Annotated in this window: 13 protein-coding genes; 12 read left to right on the top strand and 1 reads right to left on the bottom strand. The window is 73.8% G+C overall.

What is annotated here, in order from left to right:
* Position 1: 1 nt before the first annotated feature.
* The 12 genes from ftsW (at position 2) to CHC11_RS43875 (ending at position 11,588) form a co-directional block, all read left to right on the top strand.
* Complete coding sequence (gene ftsW, locus CHC11_RS14870) at positions 2-1,258, top strand: putative lipid II flippase FtsW (protein ID WP_143227070.1); 1,257 nt, start codon at positions 2-4, stop codon at positions 1,256-1,258.
* Positions 1,259-1,297: 39 nt separating this feature from the next.
* Positions 1,298-2,392 (top strand): undecaprenyldiphospho-muramoylpentapeptide beta-N-acetylglucosaminyltransferase, encoded by a 1,095-nt coding sequence (gene murG / locus CHC11_RS14865; protein WP_089312300.1) that lies wholly within the window; start codon positions 1,298-1,300, stop codon positions 2,390-2,392.
* Positions 2,389-3,828, top strand: coding sequence for a UDP-N-acetylmuramate--L-alanine ligase (gene murC, locus CHC11_RS14860; RefSeq protein WP_089312299.1), 1,440 nt, complete (start codon positions 2,389-2,391; stop codon positions 3,826-3,828). Before murG ends, murC begins: the two co-directional genes overlap by 4 nt.
* 133 nt (positions 3,829-3,961) lie before the next feature.
* On the top strand, positions 3,962-4,729 hold the full coding sequence (locus CHC11_RS14855; protein WP_089312298.1) for a cell division protein FtsQ/DivIB: 768 nt from the start codon (positions 3,962-3,964) through the stop codon (positions 4,727-4,729).
* A 313-nt stretch (positions 4,730-5,042) separates the two neighbouring features.
* Positions 5,043-6,497: a cell division protein FtsZ gene (ftsZ, locus tag CHC11_RS14850; RefSeq protein ID WP_089312297.1), complete on the top strand. Its 1,455-nt coding sequence runs from the start codon at positions 5,043-5,045 to the stop codon at positions 6,495-6,497.
* Positions 6,494-7,222 carry a peptidoglycan editing factor PgeF gene (gene pgeF, locus CHC11_RS14845; RefSeq protein WP_089312296.1) on the top strand — a complete coding sequence of 243 codons (729 nt, stop codon included), beginning with the start codon at positions 6,494-6,496 and terminating at the stop codon, positions 7,220-7,222. Before ftsZ ends, pgeF begins: the two co-directional genes overlap by 4 nt.
* A gap of 74 nt (positions 7,223-7,296) precedes the next feature.
* Positions 7,297-7,992 carry a YggS family pyridoxal phosphate-dependent enzyme gene (locus CHC11_RS14840; protein WP_245919294.1) on the top strand — a complete coding sequence of 232 codons (696 nt, stop codon included), beginning with the start codon at positions 7,297-7,299 and terminating at the stop codon, positions 7,990-7,992.
* A gap of 105 nt (positions 7,993-8,097) precedes the next feature.
* Complete coding sequence (locus CHC11_RS14835; RefSeq protein ID WP_089312294.1) at positions 8,098-8,634, top strand: cell division protein SepF; 537 nt, start codon at positions 8,098-8,100, stop codon at positions 8,632-8,634.
* 21 nt (positions 8,635-8,655) lie between these two features.
* Complete coding sequence (locus CHC11_RS14830; RefSeq protein WP_089312594.1) at positions 8,656-8,952, top strand: YggT family protein; 297 nt, start codon at positions 8,656-8,658, stop codon at positions 8,950-8,952.
* Positions 8,953-9,009: 57 nt separating this feature from the next.
* On the top strand, positions 9,010-9,930 hold the full coding sequence (locus CHC11_RS14825) for a DivIVA domain-containing protein (RefSeq protein WP_089312293.1): 921 nt from the start codon (positions 9,010-9,012) through the stop codon (positions 9,928-9,930).
* A gap of 153 nt (positions 9,931-10,083) precedes the next feature.
* A complete protein-coding gene (locus CHC11_RS42660; protein ID WP_089312292.1) occupies positions 10,084-11,472 on the top strand; it encodes a hypothetical protein in 1,389 nt (462 codons plus the stop codon).
* Positions 11,421-11,588, top strand: a complete 168-nt coding sequence (locus CHC11_RS43875) for a pentapeptide repeat-containing protein (RefSeq protein ID WP_425427325.1) — start codon at positions 11,421-11,423, stop codon at positions 11,586-11,588. Before CHC11_RS42660 ends, CHC11_RS43875 begins: the two co-directional genes overlap by 52 nt.
* 27 nt (positions 11,589-11,615) lie before the next feature.
* Here the strand turns inward: CHC11_RS43875 and CHC11_RS14810 are convergent, their stop codons facing one another.
* Entirely contained in the window at positions 11,616-12,392 is a 777-nt protein-coding gene (locus CHC11_RS14810; protein ID WP_342749984.1) for a DUF1707 SHOCT-like domain-containing protein, read from the bottom strand.
* Between the last annotated feature and the right edge of the window lie 45 nt (positions 12,393-12,437).

Below are 12,437 nucleotides of genomic sequence, written 5' to 3'. Positions count from 1 at the left end.
GATGACCACCGCGGCCGGGGAGGACGGCGCCGCCCGGCGTCCGGGGCCACGGGAGCAGGTGGTCGCCGCCGTCGGGCTGCTCGACCGCCCCCTCACCTCCTACTACCTGGTGCTGGGCTGCTCGGTGATGCTGCTCGCACTCGGCCTGACGATGGTGCTGTCGGCCTCCAGCGTGAAGCAGCTCCAGGCGACGGGCTCGGCGTACACGCTGTTCCAGAAGCAGGCCATGTGGGTCGCGATCGGGCTGCCCGGGATGTGGCTGGCGTCCCGGCTGCCGGTGAAGACGTTCCGCGCGCTCGCCTACCCGCTGCTGCTGCTGTCGGTGGTCGCCCTGGCGCTGGTGCTGGTCCCCGGGCTCGGGCGCAGCGCGGGCGGCGCGACCCGCTGGGTCGACCTCGGCCCGGTGCAGATCCAGCCGTCCGAACTGGCCAAGCTCGCCCTCGTGCTGTGGGGCGCCGACCTGCTGGCCCGCAAGGACCGGCTCGGCCAGCTCACCGAGTGGCGGCCGCTGCTGGTGCCGCTGATGCCGGGCGCCGGGGTGCTCGTCCTGCTGGTGATGCTGGGCAGCGACCTCGGGACCACGCTGGTGCTCCTCACGATCTTCCTGGCGCTGCTGTGGGTCGTCGGCGCCCCGGGCCGGCTGTTCGTCGGCATCGCGGGGCTCGTGTGCCTGCTCGTGTCGATCCTGATCGTCGTCGAGCCCTACCGGATGCAGCGCCTCACCGGGTTCCTCGACCCGTCCGGCAACCAGCTCACCACCAACTACCAGGGCACGCAGGGGCTGTTCGCGGTCGCCTCGGGCGGCCTGTTCGGGACGGGCCTCGGCGAGGGCCGCGCCAAGTGGGACTACCTGCCGCACGCCGAGACCGACTTCATCTTCGCGATCGTGGGGGAGGAGTTCGGGCTCGTCGGGACGCTCGTCGTGCTCGGCCTGTTCGGCCTGCTCACCTACGCGGGCCTGCGCATCGCCAGGCGCGTGAAGGACCCGTTCACCCGGCTCGCCGCCGCGGGGGCCACGGCCTGGCTGGTGGTCCAGGCGATCGTGAACATCGGCGCGGTCATCGGCGTCCTGCCCATCACGGGGATCCCCCTCCCGCTGGTCTCCTACGGGGGCTCGGCGCTCATCCCGACCCTGTTCGCGCTCGGCATGCTGCTCGCGTTCGCCAAGCGCGAGCCCGGCGCGCGGCAGGCACTCTCCGCACGGGGTCCCGGACCGGTCGTGAGGGCTCTAAGCTGGCTGGGTCTGGCACGGCGTTGAATCCCCCCTTCGAACCACGCTGAGGAGTTGTCAACGGACATGAGGGTTGTCCTGGCCGGCGGCGGCACCGCCGGACACATCGAGCCCGCCCTGGCGCTCGCCGACGCGCTGCGCCGCAACGACCCGAACACGGGGGTCGTCTGCCTCGGGACCGAGCGGGGCCTGGAGACCCGTCTCGTCCCGCAGCGGGGCTACGAGCTCGCCCTGATCCCGCCGGTGCCGCTGCCGCGCACGCTCACCCCGCAGCTGCTGTCGGTGCCCGGCCGGCTGCGCGGGGCGATCAACGCGGCCGCCTCCGTCCTCGACCAGGCCCAGGCCGACATCCTGGTCGGCTTCGGCGGCTACGTCGCCACCCCGGGCTACCTCGCGGCGCGCAAGCGCAAGGTGCCGATCATCGTGCACGAGGCCAACCCCAAGCCCGGCCTGGCCAACAAGCTCGGCGCCCGGTTCACCGAGCACGTCGCGGTCTCGCACGCCGACTCGCCCCTGCCGAACGCCCGGTTCGTCGGGATCCCGCTGCGCCGCGAGATCGCGACGCTGGACCGGCTCGCGATGGGCGACAAGGCCCGCTCCTACTTCGGGCTGCTCCCCGACCTGCCCACCCTGCTGATCTTCGGCGGCTCGCAGGGCGCCCGCTCGCTGAACCAGGCCGCCGTGGCCTCCGCGCCGTACTTCCGGCAGGCGGGCATCCAGGTGCTGCACATCGTCGGGCCGAAGAACACCGAGGAGCCCGAGCCCGCGGCCGGCGGCCCGCAGTACGTCACGATCCCCTACTGCGACCGGATGGACCTCGCCTACGCCGCCGCCGACATGGCGATGTGCCGCGCGGGCGCGATGACCTGCGCCGAGCTGGCCGCGGTCGCGCTGCCGGCGGTGTACGTCCCGCTCCCGATCGGCAACGGCGAGCAGCGGCTGAACGCCGAGCCGATCGTCGCGGCGGGCGGCGGCATGCTGGTCGACAACGCCGAGCTGTCGCCGGACTGGATCGCCCGGCACCTGCTGCCGGTGCTGGCCGACCCGGCCCGCGTCGCGCACATGTCGGAGGCCGCCGGCCGGATGGGCCGCCGCGACGCCGACGTCGCGCTCGCCCAGATGGTCTACGAAGTGGTCCGGTCCGCGGGCGCCGCCCGATGAGCCTGGTCGACCCGGGGGAGGTGGTGCCGGCCGCCGAGCTCGGCCGGGTCCACTTCATCGCGATCGGCGGCGCCGGGATGTCCGGCGTCGCCCGCATCATGCTGCGGCGCGGCATCGCCGTGTCCGGCAGCGACGCGCGCGACTCCGAGCTGCTCGCCCAGCTCGGCGACCTCGGCGCCAAGGTCTTCGTCGGGCACGACGCCGCGCACGTGGGCGACGCCGACACCGTCGTGGTGTCCACGGCGATCCGCGACACCAACCCCGAGCTGGTCGCCGCCCGCGCGCGCGGCCTGCGCGTCCTGCACCGCTCGGCCGCGCTCGCCTCGCTGATGACGGGCCGCCGGGCCGTCGCGGTCGCCGGCACGCACGGCAAGACCACCACCACCTCGATGCTGACGGTGGCGCTCCAGCACGCCGGCGCCGACCCGTCCTACTGCATCGGCGGGCAGCTCGTCACCACCGGGCTCGGCGCCGACGAGGGCACCGGCGACGTGTTCGTCGCGGAGGCCGACGAGAGCGACGGCTCGTTCCTCATGTACGCCCCGAGCATCGCGGTCGTCACCAACGTCGAGGCCGACCACCTCGACAACTACGGCGGCTTCGAGAAGGTCAAGGAGAACTTCGCCCGCTTCGTCGACCGGATCGAGCCGGGCGGCACCCTCGTCGCCGGCGCCGACGACCCGGTCGCGATGGAGCTGGTCGAGCGGGCGCGGGCCCGCGGTCTGACCGTGCTGACCTACGGGGTGGCCGAGGGCGCCGACCTGCGCGTGACCGGCTTCACGCCGCGCGGCCTCGGCTCCCGCTTCGAGATCGAGGGCGACGGGGAGTTCGCGCTGGCCGTGCCGGGCAGGCACAACGCGCTCAACGCCGCCGCCGTCGTCGCGGTCACGCGGTCCCTCGGCCTGGACGACGCGCCGGTGCGCGACGGCCTCGCCGCGTTCGGCGGGGCGATGCGGCGGCTGGAGCGCAAGGGCGAGGCGGGCGGCGTCGAAGTCTTCGACAGCTACGCCCACCACCCGACCGAGCTGACCGCCGACCTGGACGCCACGCGCGACTACCTGGGGGAGAAGGGCGCGGGCCCGGGCGGGCGGGGCCGCATCGTCGCGGTCTTCCAGCCGCACCTGTACAGCCGCACCCGGTTCTTCGCCGCCGAGTTCGGCGCCGCGCTCGGCCTCGCCGACGTCGCGGTCGTCCTGGACGTCTACGGCGCCCGCGAGGACCCCGAGCCCGGCGTCACGGGCGCGCTGGTCGCCGACGCCGTCCCGGCCGGCACCGAGACCGTCTACGCGCCCGAGCGGGACGAGGTGCCCGGTCTCGCGGCGTCGCTCGCCCGTCCCGGCGACGTCGTCATCACGCTCGGCGCCGGGGACGTGACGCAACTCGGCCCGCTCGTCCTGGAGCGCCTCGCCGGGGCACCGGGACCGTCGGGGAGTTAGGGCCGGTCGGGGGACCGGGCTTGTCAGGGCGATCGGGCTTGTCGGGGCATACGGCTTGCCGGGGGACGGGGCGTGACACGCCGCCGCCCGCGCGGTCGGCCGCGGACGCGGGGATCACTGTCAGGCTTGGGCCATGACCGAGGCGCAGACGGGCCGCCGCGCGTCGCCGGAGCCGGAGCACGATCCGGAGCCGGGGGCCGCGGAGCCGGAGGGGCGCGGCCGCGCGAACCGCTGGAAGGTGGTGTTCGTCACCCTCCTGGTGGTCGGCGCGCTCGGCGCGGTGTCCTGGGTCCTGCTCGGGTCGAGGCTGCTGGTGGTGCGGCACGTCGAGGTGACGGGCACCCGCCTCGCGTCCGCCGACCAGGTGGTGGCCGCGGCCGGGATCGATCTCGGCACGCCGATGGTGCGGCTCAGGACGGGCGCTGTGCGCGACCGCGTCGAGCGGCTCCGCGAGGTCGAGTCGGCGGCGATCGAGCGGCGCTGGCCGGGGACGGTCCGCATCGTCGTCCGGGAGCGCGAGCCGGTCGCGGTGTTCCGCGGCGGAGGCGGCTACCACCTGCTCGACCGGCACGGCGTGACCGTCGCCGACGAGGAGTCCCGCCCGGCGGGGCTTCCCCTGCTCACGGTCGCCTCGCCCGGGCCGTCCGACCGGGCGACCCTGGCGGCGCTCACCGTGCTGTCCGCCCTGCCCGAACGCCTCAGCGGCAAGCTCACCGAGGTGGAGGCGAGCGGCCCGGAGGCGGTGACCCTCTACATGGCGGGCGGTCAGACGGTGGTGTGGGGCGCCGCCGAACGGGCGGACGAGAAGGTCAGGTTGCTGGACGCCGTGCGGCGGACGGCGGCAGGGCGCGCGGTCCGGACCGTCGACGTCAGCTCGCCGGAGGTCCTCAAGACGAAATGACGCCACCCGGGCGACCGGGCGGGGAACCCGCGGAGGCGGGCGGCCCGCGACACGCCGGTCGAGTTCGGGGGAGGTTAGTTGACCCTGGCGGTAAGGCCGCCCTACTGTCCGTATCAGTCCTCAGGTTGACATAACTGTAAGCCTCAAGTTGAGGGTGAGGGTTTACCCGCACGCGGGTTCGGAACACAGCCTCACCACCAGCTCGAACACGCAGCTCGAAGAACACGGTTCGGAATATCAGGTCGGGAACACCGCGACGGCACGGTCGGCAGATCGGGCAGGGCGGTCGGAGAGAGCGGAAAGGCCCCTCGTCGTGGCAGCACCGCAGAACTACCTCGCGGTCATCAAGGTCGTCGGCATCGGCGGCGGCGGCGTCAACGCCGTCAACCGGATGATCGAAGAGGGACTCAAGGGCGTCGAGTTCATCGCGATCAACACGGACGCCCAGGCGCTGCTGATGAGTGACGCCGACGTGAAACTGGACGTGGGCCGCGAGCTCACCCGGGGCCTCGGCGCCGGGGCGAACCCCGACGTCGGCCGCAAGGCCGCCGAGGACCACCGGGAGGAGATCGAGGAGGTCCTCAAGGGCGCCGACATGGTGTTCGTCACCGCCGGCGAAGGCGGCGGCACCGGCACCGGCGGCGCGCCCGTGGTCGCCAACATCGCCCGCACGCTCGGCGCCCTGACGATCGGCGTGGTCACCCGCCCGTTCAGCTTCGAGGGCAAGCGCCGCGCGATGCAGGCCGAGGCCGGCATCGAGACCCTGCGCGACGAGGTCGACACCCTCATCGTCATCCCGAACGACCGGCTGCTGACGATCTCCGACCGGCAGGTCAGCGTGCTGGACGCCTTCAAGGCCGCCGACCAGGTGCTGCTGTCGGGTGTCCAGGGCATCACCGACCTGATCACCACCCCGGGCCTGATCAACCTGGACTTCGCCGACGTCAAGTCCGTGATGTCCGGCGCCGGCTCGGCGCTGATGGGCATCGGCTCGGCGCGCGGCGACGACCGCTCGGTCGCCGCCGCCGAGATGGCGATCTCCAGCCCGCTGCTGGAGGCCAGCATCGACGGCGCGCACGGCGTGCTGCTGTCCATCTCCGGCGGCTCCGATCTCGGGCTGTTCGAGATCAACGAGGCGGCGCAGCTGGTGTCCAACGCGGCCGCCCCCGACGCCAACATCATCTTCGGCGCGGTCATCGACGACGCGCTCGGCGACGAGGTCCGGGTCACGGTGATCGCGGCGGGTTTCGACGAGGGACGTCCCGCCAAGCCGCTCCCTGAACCGGAGAGCAAGCGGCTGCCCCCGCCCCCGCGTCCCGTCCCGCCGCCCGCGCCGGCCAACCCGATCCCCAGCCGGGTCGGGCGGTCCGAGCCCCCGGTCCCGCAGCCGACCGCGCAGCAGCAGTCGGTGGCGCAGGCCGCCGCCGCGCCGCCGCCGGTCCCGACCCAGCAGCAGCGGCCGGAAGGCGACCGGGCGCAGCCGCCCGCGCGGGCCCAGGACGACCGGTCCGGCGGACGCGGCGAGCAGTCCCGGTCCGAGGGGGTGGCGTCCGGGCAGCCGGGCCCGCCCGCCGACCGGGACGCCGGCGCGTCCGGCGGCGGCGAGTCCGGCGGTTCGCGCGCCCCCGCGCCCCGCCCGCCCTCCGAGCAGCCCTCCCCCCGCGTGCACGCGGGGGAGAACGACGGCGGCCCCGCCGCCGGGCAGCGCCGCCGTCCCGTGGTGTTCGACGAGGACGACGACCTCGACGTCCCGGACTTCCTGAAGTGATCACCGCCGTCGCCCTGGGCGACGGCGTCGGCGCCGGCTTCACCGGCCGCGCCGGCGGCGTGAGCGGGCCCCCCTTCGACTCCCTGAACCTCGGCGGCGCGGTCGGCGACGACCCGGCCGCCGTCCTGGACAACCGGCGGCGCGCGGCCGCCGCGCTCGGCGCCGACCCCGAGCGCACCGTCTTCATGCGGCAGGTGCACGGCGCCGAGGTCGCGTTCGCCTCCTCGACCGACCTGCCGGGCCCGGTCGACGCCGTCGTCACGACCGTGCCCGGGCTCGCCCTCGCCGTCCTCGTCGCCGACTGCGCGCCCGTCCTGCTCGCCGACCCGGCCGCCGGGGTCGTCGGCGCCGCCCACTCCGGCCGCCCCGGCACGGCCGCCGGCGTCGTCCCGGCCCTGGTGAAGGCGATGTGCGAGCGGGGCGCCGACCCCGCCCGGATGGCCGCGGCCATCGGCCCGGCCGCGTGCGGCCGCTGCTACGAGGTCCCCGCGGAGATGCGGGACGAGGTCGCCGCCACCGTCCCCGCCGCGTACGCCACCACGTCCAAGGGCACTCCGGGCCTCGACATCCGCGCCGGCGTCGCCGAGCAGCTCGCGTCCGCGGGGGTGACCCGCGTGACCGCCGACGGCCGCTGCACGATCGAGGACCCGGGCCTCTACTCCTACCGCCGCGACGGGCGCACCGGGCGTTTTGCCGGATATGTCTGGCTGAAGGAAGGCACGTGACCGACCGGGACCGCACCGGCGCCGCCGGGGACGACGCGGCGGGGGACCGCGCCGCGGCCGAGCGGCGCGCCGAGATCGCCGAGGGCCTGGCCGCCGTCCGGGCGCGCATCGCCGCCGCGTGCGCGGCCGCCGGCCGGACCGAGGACGAGATCACGCTGATCGCGGTGACCAAGACGTTCCCCGCGTCCGACGTGCGGCTGCTGGCCGGGCTGGGCGTCACCGAGGTCGGGGAGAACCGCGACCAGGAGGCCCGCCCGAAGGCCGCCGACTGCGCCGACCTTCCGCTCACCTGGCATTTCGTCGGACGGCTCCAGACCAACAAGGCGCGCGCCGTGGCGGGCTACGCCGACGTCGTGCACTCCGTGGACCGTCCGCGACTGGTCACGGCCCTCGCGGAGGGCGCCGCCCGCGCCGGCCGCACGCTCCGCTGCCTCGTGCAGGTCTCCCTGGACGAGGCGGGGAAGGCGGGCGAGGTGGGGGAGAGGGGCGGGGCCGTGCCCGGCGACGTCCCCGGACTCGCGGACGAGATCGCCGCCGCCCCCGGCCTGGAGTTCGGCGGCGTGATGGCCGTCGCGCCCCTCGGCGCGGACCCGCTGCCCGCCTTCGCCCGGCTCGCGGAGACGGCGGCGCAAACAAGGCGGAACCATCCGGAAGCGCGGATCGTCAGTGCGGGTATGAGCGGCGATCTGGAGCAGGCGATCGCGTGCGGCGCGACACACCTGCGGATCGGTACGGCGTTGCTCGGCGGCCGACGGGCAATCGTCAGGTAATGTCCCCCGAGTGGTACCTGCCTGAACATGGGAGGCCACGACGGATCAGTCCAACGGCGGGGCCGGACGCGCCCGGCGCCGAAGCCACAGGACACGGAGGGACGTATGGCCAGCGCGATGCGCAAGATGGCGGTCTACCTCGGCCTTGTGGAGGACGACCGCTACGACGACAAGTACGGCGAATACGACGAGTACGAGGTCTACGACGAGGAGACCGACACCGGGCAGGGCCGCCGTCGCGATGACGAATCCGGCGGTCAGCTTACCCGAGCCGAAGAGGCGTCGGACCGCGATCGCGACCATCACTCCACGTCGACCATCGAGCGACGGTCCGTGGCGCTCTACGAGTCCGGTACCACCGACCTTGCGCGTATCACTACGCTGCATCCGAGGACCTACAACGAGGCCAGGACGATCGGGGAGCACTTCCGGGAGGGCACGCCGGTGATCATGAATCTGACCGAGATGGTCGACAGCGACGCCAAGCGCCTGGTCGACTTCGCGGCGGGTCTCGTGTTCGGGCTGCACGGCAGCATCGAGCGTGTTACCAACAAGGTGTTCCTGCTGTCGCCCGTCAACGTCGAGGTGACGGCGGAGGACAAGGCCCGGATGGCAGAACGTGGGTTCTTCAACCAGAGCTGAGAGTCGCATGCGAGAGTGTCCGTGAACATCGTTGGATCCGTCCTGCAGGGTGTCCTGTACCTCTTCCTGCTGTTCCTGATCGGCAGGCTGGTCCTGGAGGTGCTGCAGTCGTTCGCCCGGCAATGGAAGCCGACCGGGGTGGTGCTGGTGATCGCTGAGGCGACCTACACGGTCACCGATCCGCCGCTGAAACTCCTCAGGCGTTTCATCCCGCCCATCCGGCTGGGTAACGTTGCCCTGGACCTCAGCTTCACGGTCCTCATCCTTGTGGTCTGGGTCTTGATCGTCTTCGTCGGTTCCATATTCGGCGGAGGTTAGGTCGATCGGATACCGTCCTTCGGGGACAGACTCCAAGCGCGCCAAGGAGACGAGAACATGCCGCTGACACCCGCCGATGTGCGGAACAAGCAGTTCAGTACCACCAGGTTGAGGCCGGGGTACGACGAGGAGGAGGTGGACGCCTTCCTCGACGAGGTCGAGGCCGAGCTCGACCGCCTCATCCAGGAGAACGAGGAACTGCGGGCCAAGCTGGCCGAGTGCCTGCGCGGCAAGGTTCCCGCCATGGCCGCTCCCATCGTTGAGCCCAAGCCGGACATCCAGAAGATGCCCGAGCCTCCCCGCCCCGAGCCGCTGCCGCAGCCCGAGCCGGAGCCCGTCCTCGGTGGCCTCGGCATGTCCCCGGCTCCCACCGGCGAGGACAACATGGACACCGCGGCCCGCGTGCTGGCGCTCGCGCAGCAGACCGCCGACCAGGCGATCGCCGACGCCCGGCGCGAGGCCGACGAGACGCTCGGCCGCGCCCGCCGCGAGGCCGAGGAGATCCTCGGCAAGGCCCGCCGGCAGGCCGACCAGATCGTCAGCGAGGCCCGCTCCCGCGCCGAGGCCCTCGACCGCGACGCCCAGGAGCGGCACCGCCAGGTCATGGGCTCGCTCGTGCAGCAGCGCGAGGAGCTCGAGCGCGAGGTCGACAACCTGCGCGCCTTCGAGCGCGAGTACCGCAGCCGCCTGAAGGTCTACCTGGAAGGCCAGCTGCGCGACCTGGAGGCGGGCAGCACCGAGACCGGCGCGTTCGCCGCCGTCCCGGGCGCGGCCCCCGTGCAGACGCAGCAGAACACGCCCCAGGTCGGTCCGCCGACGGGCCCGCAGAACGCATTGCCGCACGCCGAGAACCGCAACGGCGGCGGCGCGCCGGCGCCGGGCACGTTCCCCGCGCCCGAGCACGCCCAGCAGGTCCAGCACTCGGCGACGGGCGCTTTCCACTCCGGCGGCGACAACCCGCCGCACGACAGGCGCTGACACGGACGCCTCAGGCGATAGTGTCGTTCCGATCGCCGCGCCGGGGATGGCGCGCCGCCATCCCCGCGGCGCCTGGCGGTCGTGCCCTGGGCCGGCCGCCGGCTTTTTCGCGCGGCCCGGAGCCTAGCGGTCTGAACGAGTGGGAGTGACCCTGTGATCATCCTGAGTGGCGTTCTCGTGGTGGTGGCGATCGCCCTGCTGGTAGCGGGAATCGTCGCGGGCAACGGAGACAGCGCCCAGGTCTTCGGCCTGGACGCCCTGGTGGTGATCTACATCTCGATCGCCGTCAGCATCGTCTCCGCGGTGTGCCTGGCCATCGGGGTGTTCCTGCGGCGCAAGGAGCTGTTCGGCCCGGGTGCGTCGCCGGGCCCGGCCCGCCCGAGCAAGAAGGCGCAGAAGGCCAAGAAGGACAAGCGGGCCAAGCGCCGGGAGAGCGCCCCGGCCGCGTCCGCTCCGGCCAAGGACGCGCAGGGCGCCGTGGAGGCCAAGCCCCCGGCCGACCCCACCGGCGACGAGGTCGAGATCCCCGCCCCCGCCGTCGACGTCCCCGACGACACGCTGGTCTTCGTCGTCCGCGGCCGCAAGCGCTACCACCTCGACACCTGCCGGCAGCTCGCCGGCCGTGACACCGAGGAGCTCACCTACGCCGAGGCCAAGGAGGAGGGGTTCAGCCCCTGCACCGCCTGCCTGCCCGACACCGCACTCGCGGCGCGCGCGGCGGCGTCGGCACCCGCGTCCTCGGATGCGAGCAAGTCGGATGCGAGCAAGGCGGCGGGGACCGCACCCGCCACCCGCAAGCCCGGCGCCGAGCGATCCGAGAGCGGCCTCGCGGGCCTCGCCAAGCCCGCCCCCACCTCGTTCGACAAGCCCGGCGCCTTCGAGAAGCCCGGCGCCTTCGACGAGCCCGGCGCCTCTGACGAGCCCGGTGCGTTCGACAAGCCCGGTGCCTTTGACATGACGGCGGAGATTCCGCGGACCGGCGAGCCGGCCGCCGACGAAGCCGACGACCGGAGCGCCGAGGACCCCGGCGCCCCGAAGCGGACCACGGCCGGTCCCACCCGCACCGACATGCCCGTCGCGGGCCTGTTCGCTTCCGGCGACGGCGCCGAGGAGGCCTCCACGGCGCCGGAGAGGGCCGAACCCGCCGATGCCGAGGCCGAGGCCCGGCGTAGTGCGGAACGGGGCGCTGCGACCGAATCCGCGCCGCCGGACGTCACCGCCGACCTCGGCGCCGCACCGTTCGGCGACTCCGACGCGGAGGACGCCCCCGCGCCCGAGCACGAGCCGTCGGGCGCCGAACTCGCCGGGGAGAGCGAGCCCGAGCCGTCCGCAGGCGACGCGGCGGGCGAGGCCGGCGCCGACGGCCCGCAGGTGCGCATCCTGAGCGGCACCAAGCGCTACCACCGCGTCGACTGCGCCCTCATCGAGGACATCGGCGACGAGGCCGACGACCTGGAGTCGCTGTCGCGCGCGGACGCCAAGGCCCGGGGCTGCACGCCCTGCCTGGTCTGCCAGCCCGACCGCGAGCACGCCCGCGACTGACCCCGCCCCGGCTCGTACAGGCCAGGCTCGAACGGGCCAGGCTCGAACGGGCCAGGCTCGAACGGGCCAGGCTCGAACGGGCCAGGCTCGAACGGGCCAGGCTCGTATCCGGCTGAGTCCCGGGCGGCCGGAGCCGTCCGGGGTCAGCGGCCGTGGTGCCGTTCGTCGCGCAGCTCGCGGAGGCGGTCCCGGCGCGCGTCGCGCCGCTCGCGGTGTTCCTGGTGGCCACCGTGCAGTTCCTGGTGTCCACGGTGAAGCTGGTGGCGCTCCCGGTGCCGGGCGCGGCCGCGCTTCTCGCCCACGGCCCTGCGCTCGACCGAGACGCCGCCGAACAGCAGCACCCCGGTCAGCCGGATGACGGGCGCGTCCGGATCCGTGGTGTCGTCCTCGGGCAGGTCGGTGCCGCCGAAGATCGCGAAGTTGGAGCCGACGACCCGCACACCCGGCGGCACCACGATGTTCACGCCGCCGAACACGCAGGTCACCGCGAGGGTCACCTCGTTCCTGCTGAGGACCGCCTGCCGGAAGTCCACCTCCGCGCCGCCGAACACGCAGGTGACGGTGGTGGTCGGCTCGACCAGCCAGCGCCCCTTGCGCTCCGCCCCGCTGAACACCGCCACGAGGTGCGGCGACTGCGGCGAGGGCGGGGCGGGTGCCTGCTCCTTGCGCAGGTCGACCCGGGGTCGCGGCATGTGCTGCGAGGGCAGGTCGCTGAGCACGGGCTCCAGTTCGGCGTAGGTCTTGGCGTTGTAGACGGCGTCGATGCGCTCGGCGTGCTCCTCCGGCGTGATGCGCCCCTCGGCCAGGGCCTCGCGCAGGCGGTCGGCGACCTCGTCACGATCGGCGTCCGACGCGCGCATGCTCGCGGAGGAGGGACGCGCGGGCGGCTCGGAACCGGACGGCTGCTCGGGAAGATTCACGGGTCCATCATCGCAAACGCGATGTGTCGCGAAGAACCCCATCCT

Source organism: Actinomadura mexicana, from assembly GCF_900188105.1.
Taxonomy (GTDB): domain Bacteria; phylum Actinomycetota; class Actinomycetes; order Streptosporangiales; family Streptosporangiaceae; genus Spirillospora; species Spirillospora mexicana.
Note: the sequence above shows the minus strand (reverse complement) of the source record. Positions and strands in the feature narration are given on the sequence as shown.

Coding starts and splice junctions, on each gene's coding strand:
- ftsW (WP_143227070.1), top strand. CDS start 2: ATGACCACCGCGGCCGGGGAGGACGGCGCCGCCCGGCGTCCGGGGCCA.
- murG (WP_089312300.1), top strand. CDS start 1,298: ATGAGGGTTGTCCTGGCCGGCGGCGGCACCGCCGGACACATCGAGCCC.
- murC (WP_089312299.1), top strand. CDS start 2,389: ATGAGCCTGGTCGACCCGGGGGAGGTGGTGCCGGCCGCCGAGCTCGGC.
- CHC11_RS14855 (WP_089312298.1), top strand. CDS start 3,962: ATGACCGAGGCGCAGACGGGCCGCCGCGCGTCGCCGGAGCCGGAGCAC.
- CHC11_RS14835 (WP_089312294.1), top strand. CDS start 8,098: ATGGCCAGCGCGATGCGCAAGATGGCGGTCTACCTCGGCCTTGTGGAG.
- CHC11_RS14825 (WP_089312293.1), top strand. CDS start 9,010: ATGCCGCTGACACCCGCCGATGTGCGGAACAAGCAGTTCAGTACCACC.